Source organism: Nostoc sp. (assembly GCF_036917155.1).
Taxonomy (GTDB): domain Bacteria; phylum Cyanobacteriota; class Cyanobacteriia; order Cyanobacteriales; family Nostocaceae; genus Nostoc.
The window spans coordinates 1-22,768 of the sequence record NZ_JBALDZ010000026.1 but is presented as its reverse complement, the minus strand read 5'-3'; the positions used below and the strand labels follow the sequence as shown (position 1 = coordinate 22,768).

The following is a 22,768-nucleotide window of genomic DNA, read 5'->3' as shown; positions in this document are numbered from 1 at the left end:
AGAAAATGAATATACGCATGACTAAGACAATGAAAGAGGAAGTGCAGCAACAAGATAACCCTCCTGAGTTTTGTAGAGAAGCTATTCAAGAGAAGCTAGACAGGAATAAGGGCAAGAGTAGTACTTAATTGTTTAACTATAGGAATCCTATTTGATTCCTGAAAAAATCTAAGTATATGTAAAAGTAGCTGATGGTTGAATCAAATATAAAACTTTCTGATTTGGTGCGGGTTTTTGTCTACGGCACGCTCAAACCAGGTGAAGCTAACTATAAAAGATACTGTGCTGGCAAGATAGCTCGGTAAAAAAAGCTTTTGTACAAGGCAAATTATTTGCTCTGCCAATGGGCTACCCAGCGATGACGCTAGGTGATAGCAAAGTTTACGGATATTTACTTTCTTTGTCCAACCCAAAGATTTTGAATGAGTTAGATGTGCTGGAAGATTACCAGCCCCATAGACAAACGCCAGAAAACCTCTATAATCGGCAAATTATCGAGGTTTATGAGCCACAGTCACTCTCTTATAGTTGGGCTTGGGTTTATTTAATGACTCTAGAGCAAGTTGAGCAATTAGGAGGCTTCCTCCAACCTGACGGCTGGTGGAGCGGCTGTGGTTTAACCCTAGAGTAGAGTTTTGAACTGTAAACTTTGCGATTAATTTATGTCTTGTTTGGGGTCGTGGCGTTGCGGCTGTACCTGGTGAATTGATTTTTCTGGTGAGGCTACTGCTGCTTTCGGAATTTCAATTACCGGGTTATTTAGTCCCACCATCAGCGGTGAAGGGGGAACTATAGACGCTGAGGAGGTTTGTATCGGTTCTGTTTCTGGTCGTTGTGCCAGTTGCGGCACTCTCGAACCACCACCGACTAAGCCAGATACTAAGCCGATCGCACAAGCAGCAACGGCAGCACCTCCCACCATCCAGTTTAGACGGGAGCGGCGGTGCAAACGTGTCAATACTTGCTGAACTGTTACTTCTGGTGACTGTTGGGCTGTGGGCACTGGGAGCGTCCGCAAGCCTTGGCGCAGTTTTAACAGTCGGGCATACAAGCATTGAACTGAGGCATCATTTGCCAGCCATTCTTCTACTTGCTTGCGTTCGGTGGCTGTGACTTCACCATCGAGATAAGCACTCAATAACTCGAAGCGATCGCGCTTCACCATATCCATAAGACCCGTTGATTCATTGGTATGATTGGCCATTCCATCTGACAAATTTTGAGGAAGTTGCAAAGGAGAACGGTCGTAAAACTGAGAATCAGTAGTCATCTTAACATTATTACCAATTCATACACAGGTAAACTGGGCGGGAATTTTGGGAAAATTAGCCAATTTTCATCCTAAAGGCAGAAGCGATCTACGTCTTTATGGTAATTCTTAATCTATGCTTAAATTCTGCCATTGGGCAGAGGCAAGATACTGTAAATTAAGAGTCTAGATAATTCTGCAAGTGAGCTTGCAATCTCGTTCTAGCTCTGGCTATTCTTGACTTCACAGTTCCTAAAGAAACTCCAGTGATTTCGGCAATTTCTTCATAAGCCATACCTTCGATTTCTCTCAGGACGATGGTAGTACGAAAAACTTCCGGTAAATCCGCGATCGCTTCCCGCAATTGCTCGTAAAATTCTCTAGTTGTCAGTTCTTCCTCAGGGCCGGGAGTATCACCAGCGATTTCCCAATCCATCTCGCCATCCTCTAACGAACGAGGAGCATCCAGTGACAAAGGACTCATCACCCGCTTGCGTTTCCGTAACTCGTCGTAAAACAAGTTGGTGGCAATACGGCTTAACCAGCCCCGAAATTTAGCAGGCTCTTGTAATCGGTTAATATTCCGATACACTCGAATCCAAACTTCTTGAGCCAAATCGGCTCTGTCAGCCCAATCTGGAGCCAGGTGGTATAGAACTCGATCAACTTGACTTTGATAGCGGCGTAATAGTTCTGCAAAGGCAGCACGATCTGGTCGCAGTCCGGCTTGACAGCGCAAAATTAAATCGTGGTTAGGGAGTTTGTCAACTTGCACTGATGCTTCTGGATACTTTGCATCAACCGTTGACCAGGATACAGTAATCGATTGACTCATAGATCGTACTGGCTCTAAATCATCCCTATCTATTAGACCTGCTAATGGGACAGAAGTTCCATACTCAGGTGACGGATTTATTACTGGAACACTGAAGCATACAATTTTGGATACATTTATAGCATTGACATCTTCCCCGTCGTAAACGAACGGGGATTCCTAAGACTCACGACTTAGGTTTCTGTTTCTTTCCCTTACGGGTTTTTCGCAACTGCCCAATAGGTGATTGCCCATCAGGTCTTATGTTCGCTCCACAGACAAGCCAGCGCGGTCTTCTCCCAAGGGGAGACGCCAAGGGCGATGGGGGTTTCCCCCATGAGTGACTGGCGCTGAAACTGCGAGTCCCGCAGCCAAAATGTTCTTAGCAGCGTTAACATCCCTATCGTGATGTGTACCACATTTTGGGCAATCCCACTCTCTGATGTTCTGATGAAACGAGTTTCAAAAGCCTTGCATGAAAATGTTCTAGGGACTGGGATTTTTACTCAGCACTGGCTCAACCTTAGCTATCCACTAACAGCACTCAGCACTTTCAAGGCGGGGGAAGTTGCTCTTGCAACAGATATACACTGATAGCGTAGCGGTAGGGAGTCAGACGCTCCGCTATCGAGCATCTTGCAGGAGAACTGTAGCAGATATTTGGAGACTGGCTCAACTCAAACCCTTGTTCCCTTTGGTCGCGGCAGTTTTTGCTAACAAAAGAAAAGTCTAATTGTATGCACACTTTGATACTTTTAGCAACTGGGTATATACGCTTGATAAAAATAATTAAATCTGGTTATAAGGATAAAGATAAAATTTTGTAATTATAGCTTCTTGATACTTTTAAAATTCAGGCGATAATTTCTGGAAGTTGGGTTGCTGTAGTTGCTAGGATGGTGATTTAATTTTTTGATTTAGTTACCAGAATAGTTACTGATTGTTCTGGTTGTGGCCCGTAGGCAGTACTAGAGTTATGTTGCTCTGGTACGCGAACTTGAAAAAAGAAATTGAGGGAAAATGTAATTGTGACTGCTAGCAATAGTTTTTCAAACATGGTTTTTCTTTCACCTACACCATTAATGATTGATTGCTACATTTCAAAAGTTCTACCAGAAAGTCCTATTAAAGGCTTACGACCCGCAGAACTTCTGAGGAATGAGGTTGCTCACCTAGAGTTTTGCCGCTGGAACAATTCGCATAGTCTTAGTGTGCCCAGAGGTGTTGGCAGATTTATAGCAGAAATGATAAGTATTGATAAATTTTTGATGTTCGGATGATGAACTCACCCAATTACTAGGCTGAATATGTCAGGGATAAACAATAGGCGATGGCAATGGTAAGAAACGAATCTGTAGGGCGTATAGTAATGCTGCTTTGTTTTGGCACAGCATTTTTATCCTTAGCTGTCCATTGGCGCATTACTACGGCGGAACGGCAGGCTGAAAAGTCTGCATCTACTTCGATGCGGCGAGATTCTATCCAAACCAATCTTAAGGGAAGCCGGCCAGAGGGAGTCTATAAAAATCTTTCCCAGGTTAGTTTAGGGGAAATTGCGTTGGGTGCATCTGTGCCAGCTGATGAAGCGACCCAAGGCTCAACTGCCCAGAGGACGTTTACACCAAAGTCCTCTGCTATTAAGCCTCAAACTAAATCAAAAATAATTAAGAAGAATGTAGCGAAAGAAACTACTCGTAGGGCTTCTACACTCAAGTATTCTGCTAATAAGTCTCAAACCAAGTCAAAAATAATTAAGAAGAATGTAGCTGGGGGGATTTCTACACTCAAGTCTTCTAATATTAAGCCTCAAACTCAGCCCAAAATTATTAAGAATAATGTCGCTAAAGCAACTGAACTACCAACTCAGACGCGGCTAGTGGTGCAAGTAGAAAGACAAAATCCAGTTGCGGACAGCTGGCCGAAAAGTCTATGGTCTCAGGCTTCAGCCCAACAAATACCATCTAATCGGTTGGCAAATACTAAGACGCAAGTGGTGGTTGATTTAAGCGATCGCCGCACTTATGTATACGTAGGAGATGAAGTGATAGCCAGCTACCCTATTGCTGTGGGTAAGAAAGGTTGGGAAACGCCTACAGGTTCTTTCCAGGTGATCCACATGCGGCACTATCCAATTTGGCGTCACCCAATTACGGGCAAAGTATTTCAGGCTGGTACGGATAGTCCCTTAGGAGACAGATGGATTGGTTTTTGGTCAGATGGACGGAATGAAATTGGCTTTCATGGTACGCCAGACATTGACCTAGTAGGAACGGCTGTATCCCACGGCTGCTTAAGAATGCGTAATGCTGATGTTCGATTGTTGTATGAGCAAGTAACTATAGGGACAACAGTCGTAGTACGTGATTAAGTAAGCTAACCCCAGCCCTAAAGGGCGGGCTCTCCAGAAATTAAATATGCGTTATCCAGAGTCCTTGTAGAGACGTAGCAGTGCTACGTCTCTACATTCATTTTCACCAGATGTCTAATGACTAATGACCAATGACTCTTAGAATTATAATTTTTGCTCAAAGTTAGGTGCATAAGCCTGTAGTAAAGCACTAACTTGGCGTACAACCTCATTGCCAGTGTTTTTACCCAAAGCTTGCCGTTCTGGGAAGAAATTGGGTCGATCGAGGTAACGGTTAATTGCCTCACTTACTTGCTGAGAAATTAAGTCTTGGAGTTGTGCCTGAGCCGTTTGGCGCTGGAAGTTAGCACCTTCTTCTGTAGTAGCATATAAAGGTGGTAGCCGATTGAGAGCGTAAGCAGCAATATCTCCGACATCTAGAGAACTTTCGCTCGTGGCTTCAATTTCTGCGACTCGTGCGATCGCTTCAGTCAGTACCAATTCTTCCATAACGTTAATAAATTGTTTGCGAGGTACCGCCACTACCTCACCAGTCAATAGCGCACCCATCAGCCGATCCAGCGCCATATACTCTTCAATTGAGAGTTCCGAGGCGTTGTCACAGATTCTACCGACTTCTGCTTCCATTGCTGGTGTCAAATAACCATCCTGGAGAGCTTGTTCTACAATTTTTTCGATGCTCATAATGCTTATCATCATTTATGTTAGCCAAGCAAGGTAGGGACGGTATCAATTCAATTTGTTTTGCTTAATTATCAGCAAAAAATATACAAATTATGCACAGACGCGATTAATTCCGCCTCTACTAGTTAACGACTTTAGTTCGCCAAGGTGTTGGATCAACAGACTGTCCGTTGACATACAAACCCCAGTGTAGATGTGGCCCTGTAGCAGCACCCGTTGAACCGACTGCACCGATTAGCTGACCAGCTTTTACAAAATCACCTTCTTTAACGTTAATACGACTTAGGTGCATGAAAATACTGGTTACTCCTTGACCGTGGTCAATGCCAACTACGTTACCGTGTATCCGAAACCCTTGGGATACCCTACCTACCAAAGCAACTCGCCCAGCGGCTGGGGCAATTACTGGTGAGCCGGCAGCACCAGCGTAGTCAAGACCACGATGATAGTAGTCCTTTGCAAATGTACCATTATAGTAGCGACGTACACCATAGTTTGTACTCATTCGCCCTGCGTTTGGCTTCAGGAATACTCCATTCCAATACTTTTCTGGTGTTTGTAGCGCTTTAAAAGCTGCCACGCGCTTCAGTTCATATTCTGTAGCATCCACTCCGGCTTTGCCAGGTGGCAAAGTAATGCGTTGTACGGGGAATTTGCGATTAAGCACATTCACAGCCAAGTTTTGTACTTGACCATCTCCCGCAATCCGAAGTGTTCTATTTCCAGCTGTTTCTAATGGAGTTGTCGGAACAAAAGCCCGATACTGATTGGGTGCAATTTCAAAGGCTGGGTATGTATTCTTGCCACTAGCTACTGTTGGATTTGTACCATTCTCTGGATTATCTAGACTAATCTCCACTGAAAGTGTATCCCCTAATTTCGGATTAGTTGGAGTCACCTTTACTTGTAAGGCATCTACAGGCAATGCCAAAGCGATCGGGAGAACAGCAAATATTACCTTGAACACATTTATTGCACGACGATTGGTTGTCAGAGTTATGACATCAAAACCGGGCAACTTTTTGTTTGAACTACTAGCGCTATTCTCAATAATCATAGAACTACAAAAAATCCCTTGCTTGTGTTGGAAAATAGACTAGTACAGCACGGCGTTAATAAACCACCCATTCAAAATAGCCAGAAAGCTTACAAAATAAGCATTCTTTCTTTTTACTTTTGCCTTCTTGTACTAGCTTATAATCGCCAGTGTTTCCTGCTTGAAGCCGATGTTGTTGACAACCATAAATTTTCGGAAATTCTCCAGATACTTATGTATTGCAAGGGCTAATCATTTTATCTGTAATTTTAGTGAATTGGTCTTAACTCTAATAACCAAGGTGTATGACATTGAGAATGAGCATAAAATTTAACTAAATTGATGGCAAAAATGCTCTCATGGCTTGTTATATGTGTCACTTGTTAAGCAACAAAGGAAACCCGTTGTGGTTACAGTCATTACATAAATAATACTTGAAGAAAATCTTGGAATCAACTGGACACTTTTTCAACTGGACACTAATATCACATTGTTCAGTTGAAATCGGTATGGGGAAATTACTTAAACTAAGTAAATTGACGAGGATAAATTAAACTAGATTCAAGAATGTAAATATATTAATATTTGCTCTTAGTAGCGCTTTAACGCCCAAAAAACCACAACAATTTTAATGCACAAATTTAGTCTGCCATCCCACACTTAAGATTTACTTTATAAATCGACTCTGACTGATGGAATACGGTAATCAACTTTAGGTTGATAGTGTTACTTTTGACTTGAGTTTGCCATCTTCCATATCAACAATGCGATCGGCAATGTCTAGGATGCGGTTGTCATGAGTAACCATTAAGATGGTACAGCCTTGTTCTTTTGCCAGTTTTTGCATGAGATTAACTACATCTCGTCCCGATTGACTGTCAAGGGCGGCGGTGGGTTCATCCGCAAGGATTATTTGAGGATGACTGACTAAAGCACGAGCGATCGCTACTCGTTGTTTTTGTCCCCCAGATAGTTTATCAGGATAGTAATGCAAATGATTTCCTAATCCTACCTGCTCTAACATCTGGGCTGACCTAGTTAGTATCTTTTTTGACCCAAGATGTTTGTGCAATTCCAAAGCCATTTTGACGTTTTGGAGTGCCGTTAAACTACCATGTAAGTTATGTGCTTGGAAAATATAACCGTTACGCTGTCGCGCCTGCACTAGTTGTTCAGCACTTGCGCCACAAAGTTCTCGTCCCAACACCCGCAAACTACCAGATTGAGTAGAACGCAAGCTACCCACTAATGTCAGCAAGGTAGTCTTTCCCGAACCAGAGGGCCCGGTCATGATAATAATTTCACCGGCGTTAATCTCTAAGTTGATGTTAGATAGAACTTGCTTACGGAGTGGGCCGTGACCAAAGTGGTGGTCGAGATTCTGGATGGAGATGATGGATTGACTAGTCATAAATAGATCGATTACTCGTGACGATCGTCATTGGTCATTTGTCCAAAGTCCAATTGCAAATGACCAATGACCAATGACGAATGACAAATTTAAAACATATCAGCGGGGTCGGTGGCTTGGAGTTTGCGGGTGGCGATCGCACCAGAAATGGTACACATAAGTATAGTCAGCACTAATACCTGCAATGCCCGAATCGCAGTCATGTACATGGGCAAATTTGTAGCCATGCGAGTCAATTGGTAAAGTGCTAAAGACACTCCCAATCCGGGGAAGAAGCCCAGTGTTGCTAAGATTAACGATTCTTCAAGCACTACACCTAGCAGGTAATAATTGCGATATCCCATTGCTTTAAAGGTGGCATATTCCCGAATGTGGGCATTAACATCGGTGGAGAGGACTTGATAGACAATAATCACGCCTACCACAAATCCCATCGATACACCCAGGCTAAAAATAAACCCAATTGGGGAATTTGTTCTCCAGAAATTATTTTCAAATTCAATAAATTCGGCGTGGGTTAATACTTTGACATCATTTCTGAGGTAGGCTTTGAGCATTGCTGCCACTTTTTTCGGGTCATAGCCTGGTTTAAGAACAATCAAACCTAAACTAACACTGTTGGACTGTCGCCCAGAAAATAGCCGCAAAAAGTTCTGATCGCTGGTAATCAGGTTGCCATCAGAACCAAAGGAAGCCCCGACTTGAAATAAGCCACTAATGGTAATGGTACGCCGTTCTATTTCGGTAGTCAGGGTTTTACCTTGTTCAATTTGAGCGATCGCTTTTTGATAATCTCCTCTTGCACCACGATCAAACAAGACGGTATCGGGTAATTTGATTGCTTGCAATTGCTGGTTAACATCGGGTAAATCAAAAGCTGGCTTATCTGGGTTAAAACCGATAACTAACACCCCCGTCTCCCGATGCGTTTGGGGATTCTTCCAGATTGTGTTGTTGAAATACATTGCTTGGGCCGACTTCACCCCTGGTATATCCATTGCTTGGTAAAGTCGCCGACGAGAAAATGTAGACAAGCTTGGCAAGTTACGGGCTTGGGGACTAGTTAAAACAATGTCTGCTTGCAAACTGCGATGCAGTCTGGTGTTACTGTCATACAGCGCAGTCTGAAAGCCTAGCTGCATGAACATGAGAAGATCCGCAAAGGCAATGCCTGATAATGCTACAAAAAGACGGCTTTTTTCATGATTCAGTTGCAGCCATCCTAGAGGGGTTCGCCGTCGCAGTTGTTTGATCAATCTCATAATTAGGGATTAGGGACTGGGGATTAGGGATTAGGGACTGGGGATTAGGGATTAGGGATTAGGGATTAGGGACTGGGGACTTGTTCATCGACTTCAGAATCTCCCAGTCCCCAGTACCCAGTCCCCAGTCCCCAGTACCCAGTAACCAGTCCCCAATCCCCTTTTCATAATTCAATTACTGCCTTAACTTGCATATTGGTTAAGGTGGCAGCTTTTCGGCTGGAGGCTTCATCTAGTCGGATATGGACTTCTACTACTCTGTTGTCGATATTGCTGACGGGATCTGTGTTAATGACATTCTGCCGTCGCACTTGCAAGCCTTTGCGATCTACGATTCCCTGCAATTCAATAGGGAGGAAATCACCAATTATTCGCACTTGCTGCCCTGAATGTACTTTGCCGATATCACTTTCGTAGACTTCGGCTATGACATACATCTGGTTAGTTTGTCCGATATCTGCAATGCCATCATTTGAGACTAATTCCCCAGGATGGGTATGGATCTCAAATACCTGTCCGTTTTGGGGCGATCGCACCTGGGCCTGTTCAAGATTGACTTTTGCCAGATCCATAGCTGCTATGGCACGATTAATTTCTGCTTGGGCAGCTTCTACATCCACTCCGCGCACTTCAGCGATTTCATCGAGTGTTGCTGTAGCTTCTTTGACCTGTTGTTGACTAGTTGATTGAGTACGATTTAAATGTGCTTGGGCTTCTTGCAAGCTTTTTTGGGCGGTTTCCAAGTTTAAACGCTTACTATCCCGTTGAGAAGCGGAAATTGCGCCTTGTTGATATAGTTGCTGATAACGTTCGTCTTCTGCTTGGGCGTTACGTACTTCGGCTTGAAATCGCTCAATTGTCACGGCTTGGGCATTAATATCACCTTGGCGTTGGGCTTCTAGGCGAGCGATCGCAGCTTTTTGGGCAGCAATTTCACCGCGTTTAGCACCTGCTTTAGTGCGGTTCAGGTTGGCCTGGGCTACTTTTACCTGTTCCTGCGCCTCTTTTAAAGCTGCTTGGAGGCGATCGCGGCTGTTCAAAATTGCAATTATTTGTCCCGCCTTTACCCTATCTCCCTCCTTCACTAACAACTTTTCTACCCGACTTCCTTCAGCAGACGCCGCAGCAGAGAGTTTAATTACCTTTCCCTGTGGTTCGATTCGCCCTAAAGCCGTTACCGTTGTTAACTGTGGCAACTGTGTTGCTGGCGCTTGTGCCTCTGGATTTGCATAATTTTGCCAGCGTTTTACTATATAAAAACTTATTCCGCCAACCAATAAAGATGCAATTATACCTATAGCAACGGATGGACGCAGAATAGACTTAGGGAACATTTTGTACCCTAGCTTTGAGTTTCGCACCATAGATTACCTCTTAACTAGTGGCGCAGAAAAAAGAACAAATTAGGCTTTTCTCCGTACTTGTTTGCTAATTCCTACTTCTTGAGTCAGTTATTGTTGATTTATCACTTCCAAGTCCATAAAATAATTTGGAAATTGTTGAGATTTTACTTAGATAAAGTGATTTAGCTGGCTCGGATAACAACGAACATCTCTACCAAATTATGAGGTTTATATTTTTAGCAAACTACTTTTGTTTTATGAAAGTACTCAGGTATAGTAAACGGTTTTAAAATTCCGGGTTGTAACAGCGCCAACAATCATAATCAAATTAAGTAAATAACAAAAAATATTTGGTGTAATTACGATCGGTGGAAATTTATATCAAATTTTGATGATTATAGCGTTTACCAATCATATTAGGTACATCATATTCCCCTCCTCGCTTACCTACGGTGTACACACAAGTCCTTCTCACCGGAGAGAGCAGGGGAGGCAGGGGAAGAAGAGAAGCAGGGGGGGAAGAAAATACCTCTACTGCTCAGAAGGGGTCTGAGAGCAACTAAATTTATTTATGAGAATATTAAATATTTTTTACGAGACACATAGTGCGTTCGCCCTTGGCGTCTCCCCTTGGGAGAGGAAAAAAGCGTCCGTTTTGTTGCCCCGTTTGGATTTGTTGCTGGATTTTAGAGAATTGGTATAAGTTGTAAATAATTGAGGATATTGCAGATGGCATACAGTGATTTCACACTTGCGAAAGTTCGAGAAACATTTCAACTTGTAATTGAGGAAAAGCGCAATCTATTCAAAGATGTGCCGCCTATTCAACCTTCCACCACCTTAACAACGCTCTTAGAAGAATATACTCAACTAGCAACTGCTATCAATACTGAAAAAGCCCGTTCAGAATTGCTAATTATGCCAGTTCTTACCGAAGTTAGACGACAGCTAAATTATCAAATATCACTGTTTTCTGGAACAGATTTGGATGTAGATAGTAGTAAAGGATTGAATGGATTTTGTGATTTTATTCTCTGTGGTTCTGAAGAACAGTTTTACATTAAAGCGCCTGTACTTACAATTATTGAGGCTAAGAATGAAAATATCAAAAGTGGTTTAGGACAATGTATTGCCACTATGATAGCTGCCCAATTATTCAATCAAAATGCTCAACAAGAAATTAAGACAATCTATGGAGTTGTCACTAGTGGAACCAACTGGCGATTTTTAATGTTGGAAGAACTAACAGCATACATTGATATAGTTGAGTACTATATTAATGATGTTGATAAAATTATCGGTATTCTGTTGCAACCATTTCAATCTGCTTTACTAAAAGCATCATTATAATAATAATCGCAAGTTTATTAGGACTTACGCAAAAACCCTCTCAAACTCTCATTCCTCCGTGGCCTCTGCGTCCTCTGTGGTAGCCTGCGGCAAGCCTCTCCGCGTCTACGTTTTTCGTTATCTTTGCGTAAGTCCTATTTATAGGAACAGCCGGTAAGCGTAAAACTCAGTGGCTTTAGCCCTGAGATATAAGCGACTCGTGTGACTTTAGTCACAGTCATCTTTCTGAGACTTATCTTATGCCAGACGTGGTATTATAAGATGGGAGGTAAGAGAAATGCTTGTTTTTGAGTTTAAAGCTTACGGAAAGTCAGTGCAGTTAACAGCAATAGATGATGCAATTCGGACTGCAAAGTTCATTCGTAATAGCTGTATTCGGCTATGGATGGATGCTTATATTGAGGACAAGATTGATAAATATGCCCTCAACAAATACTGTGCTGTACTTGCGGCACAATTTCCATTTGCTAACGAACTCAATTCAATGGCTCGTCAAGCCTCTGCTGAACGGGCATGGTCTTCTATTTCTCGGTTTTATGACAACTGTAAGAAGGGTATTCCGGGTTTAAAGGGGTATCCTCAATTCCAAAAAGACTGTCGTTCTGTTGAGTACAAAACATCAGGATGGAAGCTTGCAGATAATCGTAAATCTATAACCTTTAGCGACAAAAAAGGTATTGGTCGATTAAAACTCAAAGGTACTGGTGACCTGCACTTCTACCAAATTAATCAAATAAAACGGGTAAGGTTGGTAAAACGTGCGGATGGTGTGTATGCTCAGTTTTGCATTGATGTAGACCGTTCTGAGGATATAGAACCTACTGGTAAAACGGTAGGGTTAGACGTTGGATTGAAGGAATATTACACCGATTCTGATGGGATAATGGTTGATAACCCTAAGTTTCTTCTAAGGAGTGAAAAAGTTCTCAAGCGTCAAGGGCGTCGTGTTTCTAGAAGAGTAAAAGGTTCAAAGAATCGGGGTAAGGCTAAGACTTTTTTAGGAAAACGCCACCTCAAAATAAGTAGGCAACGTAAAGACCATGCTGTGAAATTAGCACGGTGCGTAGTTCAGTCTAACGACTTGATAGCTTATGAAGATTTGAGGATTAAAAATATGGCGAAAAATCATTGTTTAGCCAAGTCCATTAATGACGCATCTTGGTATCAGTTTCGTGTTTGGATTGAGTACTTCGGACTTGTATTTAAACGGGTGACAGTAGCAGTTAATCCACAATACACGAGTCAAGAATGCTCTAGTTGCGGTGAAGTTGTTAAGAAAACACTATCCACTCGAACCCATGTTTGTAAATGTGGTTGTGTAATGGACAGGGATGAAAACGCAGCTAGAAACATCCTTAGTCGGGGATTGGGTACGGTAGGGCATACCGGAACCTTTGCGCTAGACGCAAACAACGCTTTAGGAGATGATGCCTCTATCCAGGTTGGAGTAATCCTGCCTGAGTAAGCAACGTCTTTGATTAAAGAATCTCAGTGGCTTCAGCCCTGAGAGTGTCAAAAATCTATACAGTTCAGTTAAGAAAACCTGAATTAGCTAAAAAGAATCTGCTTAAGATGCTGCAACAACAGCGCGGTCATTTACTAGCTTGCCATCTTCCATATAGACGATGCGATCAGCAATATCTAGAATGCGGTTGTCATGAGTAACCAAAAGAATGGTACAGTCTTGCTCTTTAGCTAATTTTTGCATGAGGTTGACCACATCTCGTCCCGATTTACTGTCAAGGGCGGCGGTAGGTTCATCCGCTAAAACAATTTTAGGACGACCAACTAAAGCACGAGCGATCGCAACTCTTTGTTTTTGTCCCCCAGATAAATCATCAGGATAATAATTCAGGCGATGCCCTAATCCTACCTCCTCTAACATTTGGGCTGACCGGGTTTTCATTTCTGCCGGCGAAATATTATTATGCACTTCCAAGCCCATTCTGACGTTCTGGAGTACTGTCAGGCTACCGTGCAAGTTGTGCGCTTGGAAAATATAACCATTATTGCGTCGCACTTGGGTAAGTTGTGCTGTACTAGCGCCACAAAGTTCTTGTCCCAATATCTGCAAACTACCGGATTGGGCAGAACGTAAGCCGCCTGATAAGGTGAGAAGTGTAGTTTTACCAGAACCAGAAGGCCCAGTCATAATAATAATTTCGCCAGCGTTAATATCCAGATTGATATCAAAGAGAACTTGCTTACGAAGTTGACCATTACCAAAATAGTGGTCAAGATTTTTAACAGAGATTACGGGTTGACTAGTCATAAATAGCTCGATTATTCCTGATGATTGTCATTTGTTCTTAGTCATTTGTTATTACCAAGACTTACGCCAAAATGGCTAATTTCGCTGTCGTAGAGAATAATTCCTAGAGTCTCCGTAAGTCCTAAGTAAGTTGGTGCTAATATTTCCAGCTATGTTAAGGAATTTTAATGTAGGGCGTGTTGTCGCCAAGCGCCGCACCGTCAACAATCTCAGGTGCGTTGCTATAAGGCATAACACACCCTACAGCTAATTTATATTTCTTCATATACATTGAATTTTTCTCACCGACTTACTTAATTACAAAGGACTAATGACTAATGACTAATGACAATTTTTAAAACATATCTGCGGGGTCAGCAGATTGTAATTTCCGAGTAGCGATCGCACCCGAAATTATACACATAATCATTGTTAGGATTAGCACTGTGGAGGCACGTGCTACGGTCATGTAAAGTGGTAAATTGGTGGCATTGCGAGTTAAAGCATAAAGTCCTAAAGGTGCGATCGCTCCTGGGATAAAGCCCAAAATTGCCAAAATAATCGCCTCTTCAAACACCACACCTAATAAATAAAGATTGTTATATCCCATTGCCTTGAAAGTGGCGTATTCTTTGATATGGGAATTCACATCTGTAGAAAGAACTTGATAGACGATAATCACGCCTACCATAAATCCCATTCCTACACCCAGGCTGAAGATAAACCCGATGGCTGTATTTTTTTTCCAATAATCTGTTTCAAATTCGATAAATTCTGCTTTGGTAAAAACTTTAACATCATCATCTAAATGAGATTCTAAAGTTGCCTTTACCTGTTTTGCGTCATAACCTGGTTCTAGTTGAACCAACCCTAAACTGACACTACTTGCTTCTCGCTTCGGAAATAGCCGCAAGAAATTCTGGTCGCTGGTAATCAGGTTGCCATCAGCGGCAAAGGAAGCGCCGATTGAAAATAAGCCGCTAATGGTAATCGTCCGGCGGTCAATTTCAGTTGTAACAGGTTTGCCTCGATCAACTTGAGCGATCGCTTCTTGATAATCTCCTCTAGAGGCGCGATCGAACAGCAGGGTATCTGGTAGCTTCACTCGATCTATCTGGCTGTTGATATCCGGTAAGTCAAAGGCTGGCTTTTCAGGATTGATCCCGATAACTAGCACAGATGTCTTTTGGCGTGTTTTCGGATTCTTCCAATCGACAATGTTGACATACATTGGTTCTGCTGACTTCACCCCTTGTACATCCATTGCCTGATACAGTCGCCGCCGCGTAAAGGTGGAGGCATTTAACAAGTTACGGGCTTGAGGGCTAACTAGCAAAATGTCAGCCTGTATACTTTTGTGCAGCTTAGTATTACTTTCAAACAAGGCGGTCTGAAACCCTAGCTGCATGAACATAAGAACATCAGCGAAAGCAATACCTCCCAATGCCACCAACAGACGGCTTTTTTCGTGACTCAGTTGCAGCCATCCCAGAGGGGTTCGCTGCCGCAATGGTTCGATTAATTTCATCATAGATAGGATGTGGAGATTAGGGAGATGAGGGAGATGAGGGAGATGGGGGAGATGGGGGAGAAATAACCAATGCCCAATGCCCAATGCCCCATGCCCTTCATAGTTCAATCACTGCCTTTACTTGTAGATTGGTAAACTTGGCAGCTTTGGCGCTAGAAGCCTGATCTAATCGCACATGAACTTCCACTACTCTGCCGTCAATATTGCTAGAGGGATCGCTGTTGACGAGATTTTGGCGCTGTACCTGCATCCCCATCCAATCGACGGTTCCCTGTAATTCTCCAGGAAGGGAATCGCTGATTACCTTTACCCGTTGCCCCGATCGCACTTTGTTAATATCACTTTGGTAAACTTCTGCGACTGCATACATCTGGTCGGTTCGACCGAGTTCTACAATTCCATCATTAGAAACGGTTTCTCCAGCTCGTGTATTAATTTTCAGAATTTGTCCCGCTTCGGGGGCGCGGACATAAGCCTGATTAAGTTGCGCTCTAATTTTTGCCACAGTCGCTTGAGCGCTGTCTACCTCTGCTTGGGCGTTGGCAATATCTGTAGGACGGACTTCAGCCGTTTGGTTAAGGGTGGCTTTAGCTTCGTTAATCTGCTGTTGCAAGCTAGCGAGGGTTTGGTTACGGTTCGCTTTGGCTTCTTTAATCTGCTGTTCTAAAGTCGCGACAGTTCTTGTCTTATTGGCTTGGTTTTCAATTACCTGCTGAGTAGAAGTTTCTGCACTCAGGCGTTTTTGATCGGCTTGCTGACTGGAAATTGCCCCTTCTTTATATAAAGCTTCGTAGCGTTGCACTTCTACTTGAGCGTTCCGCTTTTCGGCGGCGACGCGATCCACTGTTGCTTGTAAACTCTGCCGTTGTCCTTGCAAATCTGCTTCTAGGCGATCAATTGTGGCTTGCTGGGTTTTGATATTTCCCTCTAATTCAACTTGCAGACGGCTTACAGCAGCTTCTTTGGCTCCAATTTCTCCCTGCTTTGCTCCCGCTTTTACTTTGTTAAGGTTGGATTGGGCAACTTGAACTTGTTTTTGGGCTTCCACTAAACTTGCTTGCAAGCGATCGCGACTGTCCATAACTGCAATTACCTGCCCAACCTTGACGCGATCGCCTTCTTTTACCAATAGCTTCTGAAGCAAACTTCCCTCAGTTGAAGAAGTTGCAGACAGTTTTATAACTTCTCCTTTTGGTTCTAAGCGTCCCAAAGCTGTGACTGTTTTTACTACTGGCTGAACAGCTATTGGCGCTATTTGCTTTTCATTAGCGGTAGCCTGAAACTTTAGCACAGTATAAACACTAGCTCCACCTATTGCTAGTGATGCAATTATTGCTAGTGTGGTGGGCGATCGCAAAAGATTTTGGGGAGACTTTAAATCCTCTAATTTCCAGTTCTGCACCATCGTGTTCACCTTTCCCCATTAGTAACTTGTACTAAACTGTTCAGTTCAATCCATGCTAAACTAAACTGAGTAGTTTAGTCAAGAGCGCCAAGGTAAAATTCTCAATTTAACGGGTCACGCCAGGACTGGGGACTGGGGACTGGGTATTGGGACTAGGGACTGGGGACTAGGGACTGGGGACTGGGGACTGGGACTAGGTACTGGGACTAGGGACTGGGACTAGGGACTGGGACTGGGGACTGGGTACTGGGTATTGGGACTAGGGACTGGGACTGGGGACTGGGAACTAGGAATTAAAAGTTAATATTCAACACCCAGTACCCAATACCCAGTACCCAATACCCAGTACCCAGTCCCCAATACCCAGTACCCAATACCCAATACCCAGTCCCCAATACCCAGTACCCAATACCCAGTCCCCAATACCCAATCCCCAATACCCAGTCCCCAGTCCCCAGTCCCCAGTCCCCAGTCCCCAATACCCAATCCCTTTTTCAATAAGTTTGCGTTGAGTTATACACCAGAATGCTTGTCACAACTGGATTAATGACGTAAGGTAAATTGCCGCATCTATTAAAATTGTTTATAAGAGAGGATAATTAATAAATGGTACGCATTAAAGCTGACGAAGTTGCTCGAGATAATTCTGTTGATAAAGTAGAGCAAATTCTGCAAGGGGCAATGCAGGAGTTCCTGCAAAATGGCTATGCTGGTACAAGTATGGATCGGGTAGCGGTAGCTGCGGGTGTTTCTAAAGCGACAGTCTACAGCCACTTTCAAGATAAAGAAGGACTTTTTAAAGTACTGATAGAGTCCTTAGCACATCAGAATTTTAACTCTCTCTTTGACACGGAACCGATGGAGGGAGAACCAAAAATCGTCCTGCGCCAATTAGGAAGCAAATTATTAGAACAGATGAATAACGACCATGAACACTGTGCATTTATGCGAGTGTTAATTGGAGAATCGGGTCGTTTTCCGGAATTAACTCAGATTTGCGTAAGGGCGATGATTAAACCAATGCTGGAAACGATCGCTCAATATTTGGTTGTTCACCCAGAACTGAATATTACTGACCCAGAGGCAACGGCGAGGATTTTTTTAGGTACATTAGTTAATTTTCATGTGACTCAAGATGTCATGCATGGGAAAGATATTATACCAATGGAAAGCGATCGCTTGATTGATGCCTTGACACACCTAATCACTAAATACGCCGATTGATTGGTTATATCCCGGCGCGTGGCGCTTGTTTGGTCGGAAAGTTAAATTTACCTTGAGTAACAACAGTATTGTCTCCGGCTTTTTTCGTTCCTTACAAGCTGCCACAATACATCCTCTAGCGATCGCCAGATTAACTAAGCAGGAATAACTTGAACAATTAGTGCGCGTTTATCCAACGACTGGATTTTACCTACTTGACTGAGATCGTTTGCAATTCGGTCTAGCAGTTCTCCCGCTTGATCGCGATATTGATGTTCTCGGCCTCGTAAACGGATGGCAAATTTCACAGAATCGCCTTTACTCAACCACTCAACTGCTTTCTGAATGCGTAAATTGTAATCAGCTATACCCACGTTTAGCCCAAACCGAACTTCCTTAACCGTGGGTCTAGCACTCTGGCTCTGACGTTTTTTCTTTTGATACTGAAGCTTCCCATAGTTGAGAATCTTCGCGATCGGAGCATCTTTGCCTTGAGAAACTACAACTAAGTCAAGCTCTAAGCTTTCGGCTAGCTGTAGCGCCTCATTGGTATCGATCAGACCACGATTGTTATTTTCATGGTCAATCAAGAAGACGCTAGGTGACTTGATTTGTGAATTAATCAGTTGCTTTTGGATTGCGATAATGAATTTCTCCCATTTGTTCAATACTTTGCTTTATAAGCAGGTAATGCCAATTTAACACAACACTGAATCAGAGCAACTTTAACAACACAATGGACGGCAATCTGTTAGAATTAAATACTGCGGCACTCGCTCTCAGTCTTTGCGCTAATGCCCATCCAGCTTTTCAATAATTTTTATCCGTCCGCCTAAGACTGACGCCATCATTGGCGACAGGCCGATGTTATTTTTGGAGTCTTATGTCTTTTTCTCATCTCGGCTTGTCCAATGAAATTATCCGTGCCGTTACCGAACGAGGGTACACGGAACCCACCCCAATCCAGATGCAGGCGATTCCTGCTGTATTGTCGGGTAGCGATTTGTTAGCTGGGGCACAAACTGGCACTGGCAAGACTGCTAGTTTTACCCTGCCGCTCTTGCATCGGTTGTCTTCTAACAAAAGCAAAGGTACGTCTAATGGATACCCACCAATCCGGGCGTTGATTCTCACACCAACTCGCGAACTCGCGGCACAAGTGGAAGAAAGCGTGCGCGAGTACGGCAAGTACTTAAATCTCAACTCAATGGTGATTTTTGGCGGAGTCGGTATTAATCTGCAAAAACAGCGTTTGAGGGGTCGAGTGGATATTTTGGTCGCTACTCCAGGGCGACTGCTAGACCACGTACAGCAGGGTACACTGAACCTATCGCAGATTGAGGTTTTGGTGCTAGATGAAGCCGATCGGATGTTGGATATGGGCTTTATTCATGATATCCGCCGCATCCTCTCACTTCTGCCCAAACAGCGACAAAATTTGCTATTCTTCGCTACTTTCTCAGACAAAATTAAGGCACTGGCCGCCGGACTGCTCAATAACCCAAAAATGATTGAGGTAGCACGCCGCAACGTTACCGCCGAAACGATCGCACAGAAGATTTATCAGGTAGACCGTGACAAGAAACGTCAATTACTTGCTCATCTAATTCGGCGAGATAATTGGTATCAAGTGTTAGTCTTCACTCGCACTAAATATGGTGCTGACCGTTTGGTGAAGCAGTTGGGCGAAGACCGCATTCAAGCATTAGCAATCCACGGCAATAAGAGCCAGCCTGTGCGTACCAACGCTTTGGCAAAGTTCAAAAATGGCAGCTTGCAAGTACTGGTAGCAACGGACATTGCTGCTAGAGGTCTTGACATCAGCGAACTGCCCCATGTAGTTAACTTCGATCTACCCAATGTACCCGAAGATTATGTACATCGCATTGGCCGCACCGGTCGCGCTGGCGCATCAGGTGAAGCCGTATCCCTGGTTTGCGTCGATGAATACCCTCTATTGAAAGATATCGAAAAACTGATCGAGCAGCGCTTGCCAAGGGAAGTAGTCGCTGGCTTTGGTCCCAACCTCGACATTGAGCCAGAAGCAATCCCCAATGGACGGCAACACAGACCAAAGCCCGGAGGTGACAAGCGTCCGGCTCGTACTGCTAAACTGTCGCCACAGACATCAGCTAAACGTAAAGCCGCACCACCTGCCACCAATGGCGATAAACCTAGCCCTCGTTCGTCTGCATCGCGCCGTTCTGCTAAACGCGATCACTAATTTTCTTTAGCTGTTCAAGTGGAAAACCTTTCTCTTGTTAACAAGAGAAAGGTTTTGAATTTTTCATACAACCTTAAAAATGCTCTAAAATACCCAAAAAATTCAGCTTTGAAATGACTATCATTACCGTAGGCTATGAGTATTTGCTAAGACAGAGCAAGATGCTATTGACAAATTACTTAAGTTGTGAAACTTTGATTTATGAAAATCAGTGGGTTTCAGATCGCCAACAACTTTTACGAAGTCGGGGATCTTGTTGTTCACAAATGATTTAGGACTGCTATATCACTCAAGATTATTAAGGTGCAACCAGTCCAAAACCTGTTCGGGAATCTCCTCGAAATGTTCGAGAAAAAAATCCATCAAAGCCAGATGGAGTAAATCATTATGCGTAGGATAGCGTCGATTAGAACCATTTCTAAACCAGCCTCGAACTGTTGAATCTGAACGGGAACATATTAAGGCAATTAGTTCATAACTTACAGCCCATTTAGCATAAAATTGTGTTGGTGTCATGCTCAACTCCCAATTGCTATAGAGTAAAATCAGATGTCGTTCGCGTGTGGTGATTCGACGAATATTAGACATAATAAACAAGTTAAAATTTGCCAGACAAAAGGCACTTACAAACAGCAACTTCAAGGAATTGTCAAAAGTCAGAATTTATCAGGAGTCTAGTATAATTGATATATTCATTAATCAAATGTTCTCCTGACTCCTGAATTCTGACCTTGATTAGTGCGAATCTAAATAGGTAATAATGATGGTCATATCCTCCATATAACGCCAGTAAAACCGTTTCGCCATTGATGCAGAAGAACTCCAGAGCTCGCCATCTTTGCAACGATACCGATGGGTTCTTAAGCTAGGATATGTAGCCCCATTATTAGCGAAACATTCAAAAGCTTTATCGTATTGCTTGCGGTCTTTTGGGGATAATGAATCAAGTTGTTTTTGGGCTTTTGCAGCGAAAATCAAACGGAATTTGACAGCTTGAATGTGCATTCAAAAGTTTCCGAATGTCCAAACTTGACCGAAAGCGCAGAGATTTTTGCACAGGTGGAGCGCGTGCTTTTTTCCAAGCGTTCATTTTGTGATAACTTGTGTGGGTAATACTTTGTCAGATGTTGCGTGATCTAAACTATAAACGCAGCGTCATCTACTACAAACTCAGGTTGCGTTCCCAATACTGCGACCTTGCAACGATTGTGTGCAGTCATGGGGTAGAATCTAACTTGGTCTTCGCGTTTGTTAACGAGTCGGAAGAGGTATTTGGATAGGTTTTCATACTGCTTTTCATCCAACACGCACTCGAAAACCGACTTTTGCACCCGCAAACCATAAGCTTCCAGAAGTTTCGCCACTTTATTGCGACGGGTATCGCTCACGATGTCGTAGCAAACTAAATAAAACATCATCGTTTCACCAATTTTAGGGGAACAGTTTGCAGTTCAATGGTGTTGATGAAGTCTGAATGTGCTGGTTTGAACTTTAACGCTAGGGGACGGTAAAATTCTACATCTCCCAGTAAAGATGCAAGATATTCTCGTACCTGTAAGTCGAGACATTGACGATAACTTACTTCTCCAGCGTAAGGATGCAGTACAAAAGTTCGCAGTTTTGCTTCCCAATATTGGAGAAAGTTTTGCAGAAGTTTCTGTGAGTGGCTTTTGCCATTACCATTACCATTCCCATTCCCATTGGTGTTAGTCAAATTGCGGACAAAATTTAAAACCAAGTCATCGACAATAGGTGCGCGAAATTCTGCGGTAAAGTCCCATGCTAAGGGCAGTTCGTGATTACCATTGCGGTGTAAAATTGCATAGTCGGGGTTAAGTCCTGTGGTGTTCAGCAGTGTGTAAATATATTGATGCAGCAGTTGATTTCCCAGGTTTATTAGTTGGCTAATGCGCTTTGCAATTGTAGGCGAACATTCGTTGTAGAAGGTGAGTAGAGAAGCGACAGCGCAGTAATAAATATTATCAGCTTCTTCGCTGTATTCGTGCAGTTCGTCAATTCCTGGTGCTATTGGTAAGTTGTCCATCAACAGCGTCAAGTAATTTAATGCGCGTTGAGTTGTGTCATTAGCGTGGTGGCGAGTCCAACTTTGCAGAAAAGTATGTTGGTTGTGCAATTTTGCCCAGATAATACTTTCTGCTGTAGCGCGGTTAAATTCAATGTCTCGTGCGCGTCTACGTTGATAGGTAAGATATTTTGCTTGTAGTTGAGATGGATTTTCTAGCCGTCCTAAATATTCACCAGTTTGGGTTAGATATAAGACGGGAATCTGATGTGAATGAACGATTTGAATGACTTCTTTGGGTAAACTGATATTACCAAAGATGATAAACTGACTGAGATTACGAATTGGAGTACAGATCCGTTGATTTTGTTGATGAAACACCTTTAAATAATGGTGTTGAATTTGGAATGATACGTCCTGTTCGGTGATGTAAATGGTAGACATAAATTGAAGCCAACTAGGTTTAGTTGTAGGTCAGAAAGTTTTCTTTCCTTACCTATATTTCAATTTTCTCAGGTTGATATAGGACTCCTATTTGATTTTTGAAAAAGAGTACGAGATAATACGGTTGAGTGTAAAAGTGTAAAAGCAGACTATGATAAACCAGCATCTAC

The 22,768-nt window shown here is 43.1% G+C and carries 24 protein-coding genes and 1 pseudogene; 7 read left to right on the top strand and 18 right to left on the bottom strand.

Going from position 1 to position 22,768, the window contains the following annotated elements; genetic code table 11:
• The first annotated feature begins 191 nt into the window (after positions 1-191).
• Positions 192-631, top strand: a pseudogene (locus tag V7K67_RS04285) (gamma-glutamylcyclotransferase family protein).
• Between the two features lie 24 nt (positions 632-655).
• On the opposite strand, the gene V7K67_RS04280 reads toward V7K67_RS04285, so the two are convergent.
• The 3 genes from V7K67_RS04280 to V7K67_RS34290 form a co-directional block, all read right to left on the bottom strand.
• The gene (locus V7K67_RS04280) at positions 656-1,270 is read right to left on the bottom strand and encodes an anti-sigma factor family protein (protein WP_334706563.1); all 615 of its coding nucleotides are present in this window, start codon (positions 1,268-1,270) and stop codon (positions 656-658) included.
• 157 nt (positions 1,271-1,427) lie between these two features.
• Entirely contained in the window at positions 1,428-2,084 is a 657-nt protein-coding gene (locus V7K67_RS04275) for a sigma-70 family RNA polymerase sigma factor (RefSeq protein ID WP_334706562.1), read from the bottom strand.
• Between the two features lie 240 nt (positions 2,085-2,324).
• A complete protein-coding gene (locus tag V7K67_RS34290) occupies positions 2,325-2,507 on the bottom strand; it encodes a zinc ribbon domain-containing protein (RefSeq protein WP_442943749.1) in 183 nt (60 codons plus the stop codon).
• A gap of 6 nt (positions 2,508-2,513) precedes the next feature.
• On the opposite strand from V7K67_RS34290, the gene V7K67_RS04265 reads away from it, so the two are divergent.
• Positions 2,514-2,657 (top strand): hypothetical protein, encoded by a 144-nt coding sequence (locus V7K67_RS04265; protein WP_334706561.1) that lies wholly within the window; start codon positions 2,514-2,516, stop codon positions 2,655-2,657.
• A 310-nt stretch (positions 2,658-2,967) separates the two neighbouring features.
• Here the strand turns inward: V7K67_RS04265 and V7K67_RS04260 are convergent, their stop codons facing one another.
• Positions 2,968-3,120 carry a hypothetical protein gene (locus V7K67_RS04260; RefSeq protein ID WP_179068052.1) on the bottom strand — a complete coding sequence of 51 codons (153 nt, stop codon included), beginning with the start codon at positions 3,118-3,120 and terminating at the stop codon, positions 2,968-2,970.
• Between the two features lie 690 nt (positions 3,121-3,810).
• Between V7K67_RS04260 and V7K67_RS04255 the strand changes: the two genes are divergently transcribed.
• Positions 3,811-4,431, top strand: a complete 621-nt coding sequence (locus tag V7K67_RS04255; protein WP_442943748.1) for a L,D-transpeptidase — start codon at positions 3,811-3,813, stop codon at positions 4,429-4,431.
• A 144-nt stretch (positions 4,432-4,575) separates the two neighbouring features.
• Here V7K67_RS04255 and V7K67_RS04250 read toward each other — a convergent pair whose 3' ends face one another.
• From V7K67_RS04250 to V7K67_RS04230, 5 genes are all read right to left on the bottom strand, one after another.
• Positions 4,576-5,115, bottom strand: a complete 540-nt coding sequence (locus V7K67_RS04250) for a late competence development ComFB family protein (RefSeq protein WP_229546435.1) — start codon at positions 5,113-5,115, stop codon at positions 4,576-4,578.
• 121 nt (positions 5,116-5,236) lie between these two features.
• A complete protein-coding gene (locus V7K67_RS04245; RefSeq protein WP_334733938.1) occupies positions 5,237-6,172 on the bottom strand; it encodes a M23 family metallopeptidase in 936 nt (311 codons plus the stop codon).
• 691 nt (positions 6,173-6,863) lie between these two features.
• The gene (locus V7K67_RS04240) at positions 6,864-7,562 is read right to left on the bottom strand and encodes a DevA family ABC transporter ATP-binding protein (RefSeq protein WP_334733939.1); all 699 of its coding nucleotides are present in this window, start codon (positions 7,560-7,562) and stop codon (positions 6,864-6,866) included.
• Positions 7,563-7,651: 89 nt separating this feature from the next.
• Complete coding sequence (gene devC / locus V7K67_RS04235) at positions 7,652-8,824, bottom strand: ABC transporter permease DevC (protein ID WP_334733940.1); 1,173 nt, start codon at positions 8,822-8,824, stop codon at positions 7,652-7,654.
• 164 nt (positions 8,825-8,988) lie between these two features.
• Entirely contained in the window at positions 8,989-10,185 is a 1,197-nt protein-coding gene (locus tag V7K67_RS04230; RefSeq protein WP_335165358.1) for an ABC exporter membrane fusion protein, read from the bottom strand.
• Between the two features lie 711 nt (positions 10,186-10,896).
• Here V7K67_RS04230 and V7K67_RS04225 point away from each other — a divergent pair.
• Positions 10,897-11,517: a hypothetical protein gene (locus V7K67_RS04225; protein WP_335165354.1), complete on the top strand. Its 621-nt coding sequence runs from the start codon at positions 10,897-10,899 to the stop codon at positions 11,515-11,517.
• 277 nt (positions 11,518-11,794) lie between these two features.
• Positions 11,795-12,982, top strand: a complete 1,188-nt coding sequence (locus V7K67_RS04220) for an RNA-guided endonuclease InsQ/TnpB family protein (protein ID WP_335165352.1) — start codon at positions 11,795-11,797, stop codon at positions 12,980-12,982.
• 102 nt (positions 12,983-13,084) lie between these two features.
• On the opposite strand, the gene V7K67_RS04215 is transcribed toward V7K67_RS04220, so the two are convergent.
• The 4 genes from V7K67_RS04215 to V7K67_RS04200 form a co-directional block, all read right to left on the bottom strand.
• Positions 13,085-13,789, bottom strand: coding sequence for a DevA family ABC transporter ATP-binding protein (locus V7K67_RS04215; protein WP_334706556.1), 705 nt, complete (start codon positions 13,787-13,789; stop codon positions 13,085-13,087).
• Between the two features lie 334 nt (positions 13,790-14,123).
• Positions 14,124-15,299, bottom strand: coding sequence for an ABC transporter permease DevC (gene devC, locus V7K67_RS04210; RefSeq protein WP_335165350.1), 1,176 nt, complete (start codon positions 15,297-15,299; stop codon positions 14,124-14,126).
• A 97-nt stretch (positions 15,300-15,396) separates the two neighbouring features.
• Positions 15,397-16,704, bottom strand: a complete 1,308-nt coding sequence (locus V7K67_RS04205; RefSeq protein WP_334730285.1) for an ABC exporter membrane fusion protein — start codon at positions 16,702-16,704, stop codon at positions 15,397-15,399.
• 300 nt (positions 16,705-17,004) lie between these two features.
• The gene (locus V7K67_RS04200; protein ID WP_335165348.1) at positions 17,005-17,190 is read right to left on the bottom strand and encodes a hypothetical protein; all 186 of its coding nucleotides are present in this window, start codon (positions 17,188-17,190) and stop codon (positions 17,005-17,007) included.
• A 120-nt stretch (positions 17,191-17,310) separates the two neighbouring features.
• Here V7K67_RS04200 and V7K67_RS04195 point away from each other — a divergent pair, with 120 nt between their 5' ends.
• Positions 17,311-17,928, top strand: a complete 618-nt coding sequence (locus V7K67_RS04195) for a TetR/AcrR family transcriptional regulator (RefSeq protein ID WP_334730283.1) — start codon at positions 17,311-17,313, stop codon at positions 17,926-17,928.
• A 134-nt stretch (positions 17,929-18,062) separates the two neighbouring features.
• Here V7K67_RS04195 and infC read toward each other — a convergent pair whose 3' ends face one another.
• Complete coding sequence (gene infC, locus V7K67_RS04190) at positions 18,063-18,575, bottom strand: translation initiation factor IF-3 (protein ID WP_334706550.1); 513 nt, start codon at positions 18,573-18,575, stop codon at positions 18,063-18,065.
• A 215-nt stretch (positions 18,576-18,790) separates the two neighbouring features.
• Here infC and V7K67_RS04185 point away from each other — a divergent pair, with 215 nt between their 5' ends.
• Positions 18,791-20,131 (top strand): DEAD/DEAH box helicase, encoded by a 1,341-nt coding sequence (locus V7K67_RS04185; RefSeq protein WP_335165345.1) that lies wholly within the window; start codon positions 18,791-18,793, stop codon positions 20,129-20,131.
• A 285-nt stretch (positions 20,132-20,416) separates the two neighbouring features.
• Here the strand turns inward: V7K67_RS04185 and V7K67_RS04180 are convergent, their stop codons facing one another.
• The 4 genes from V7K67_RS04180 to cas1 all read right to left on the bottom strand — a co-directional run bounded on the left by V7K67_RS04180 (position 20,417) and on the right by cas1 (position 22,598).
• The gene (locus V7K67_RS04180; RefSeq protein WP_334730282.1) at positions 20,417-20,719 is read right to left on the bottom strand and encodes a hypothetical protein; all 303 of its coding nucleotides are present in this window, start codon (positions 20,717-20,719) and stop codon (positions 20,417-20,419) included.
• A 147-nt stretch (positions 20,720-20,866) separates the two neighbouring features.
• Positions 20,867-21,136: a hypothetical protein gene (locus V7K67_RS04175; RefSeq protein WP_334730281.1), complete on the bottom strand. Its 270-nt coding sequence runs from the start codon at positions 21,134-21,136 to the stop codon at positions 20,867-20,869.
• 131 nt (positions 21,137-21,267) lie between these two features.
• Positions 21,268-21,546 (bottom strand): CRISPR-associated endonuclease Cas2, encoded by a 279-nt coding sequence (gene cas2, locus V7K67_RS04170; RefSeq protein ID WP_179069113.1) that lies wholly within the window; start codon positions 21,544-21,546, stop codon positions 21,268-21,270.
• Positions 21,546-22,598: a CRISPR-associated endonuclease Cas1 gene (gene cas1 / locus V7K67_RS04165; protein ID WP_334730280.1), complete on the bottom strand. Its 1,053-nt coding sequence runs from the start codon at positions 22,596-22,598 to the stop codon at positions 21,546-21,548. The genes cas2 and cas1 overlap by 1 nt, the downstream gene beginning before the upstream one ends.
• Positions 22,599-22,768 lie beyond the last annotated feature (170 nt).

Coding starts and splice junctions, on each gene's coding strand:
- V7K67_RS04220 (WP_335165352.1), top strand. CDS start 11,795: ATGCTTGTTTTTGAGTTTAAAGCTTACGGAAAGTCAGTGCAGTTAACA.
- V7K67_RS04205 (WP_334730285.1), bottom strand. CDS start 16,704: ATGGTGCAGAACTGGAAATTAGAGGATTTAAAGTCTCCCCAAAATCTT.
- V7K67_RS04245 (WP_334733938.1), bottom strand. CDS start 6,172: ATGATTATTGAGAATAGCGCTAGTAGTTCAAACAAAAAGTTGCCCGGT.
- V7K67_RS04180 (WP_334730282.1), bottom strand. CDS start 20,719: ATGTCTAATATTCGTCGAATCACCACACGCGAACGACATCTGATTTTA.
- V7K67_RS04240 (WP_334733939.1), bottom strand. CDS start 7,562: ATGACTAGTCAATCCATCATCTCCATCCAGAATCTCGACCACCACTTT.
- devC (WP_334733940.1), bottom strand. CDS start 8,824: ATGAGATTGATCAAACAACTGCGACGGCGAACCCCTCTAGGATGGCTG.
- V7K67_RS04250 (WP_229546435.1), bottom strand. CDS start 5,115: ATGAGCATCGAAAAAATTGTAGAACAAGCTCTCCAGGATGGTTATTTG.
- cas2 (WP_179069113.1), bottom strand. CDS start 21,546: ATGTTTTATTTAGTTTGCTACGACATCGTGAGCGATACCCGTCGCAAT.
- V7K67_RS04280 (WP_334706563.1), bottom strand. CDS start 1,270: ATGACTACTGATTCTCAGTTTTACGACCGTTCTCCTTTGCAACTTCCT.
- cas1 (WP_334730280.1), bottom strand. CDS start 22,598: ATGTCTACCATTTACATCACCGAACAGGACGTATCATTCCAAATTCAA.
- V7K67_RS04260 (WP_179068052.1), bottom strand. CDS start 3,120: ATGTTTGAAAAACTATTGCTAGCAGTCACAATTACATTTTCCCTCAAT.
- V7K67_RS04225 (WP_335165354.1), top strand. CDS start 10,897: ATGGCATACAGTGATTTCACACTTGCGAAAGTTCGAGAAACATTTCAA.
- V7K67_RS04215 (WP_334706556.1), bottom strand. CDS start 13,789: ATGACTAGTCAACCCGTAATCTCTGTTAAAAATCTTGACCACTATTTT.
- V7K67_RS04265 (WP_334706561.1), top strand. CDS start 2,514: ATGAAACGAGTTTCAAAAGCCTTGCATGAAAATGTTCTAGGGACTGGG.
- devC (WP_335165350.1), bottom strand. CDS start 15,299: ATGATGAAATTAATCGAACCATTGCGGCAGCGAACCCCTCTGGGATGG.
- V7K67_RS04195 (WP_334730283.1), top strand. CDS start 17,311: ATGGTACGCATTAAAGCTGACGAAGTTGCTCGAGATAATTCTGTTGAT.
- V7K67_RS04175 (WP_334730281.1), bottom strand. CDS start 21,136: ATGCACATTCAAGCTGTCAAATTCCGTTTGATTTTCGCTGCAAAAGCC.
- V7K67_RS04275 (WP_334706562.1), bottom strand. CDS start 2,084: ATGAGTCAATCGATTACTGTATCCTGGTCAACGGTTGATGCAAAGTAT.
- V7K67_RS04185 (WP_335165345.1), top strand. CDS start 18,791: ATGTCTTTTTCTCATCTCGGCTTGTCCAATGAAATTATCCGTGCCGTT.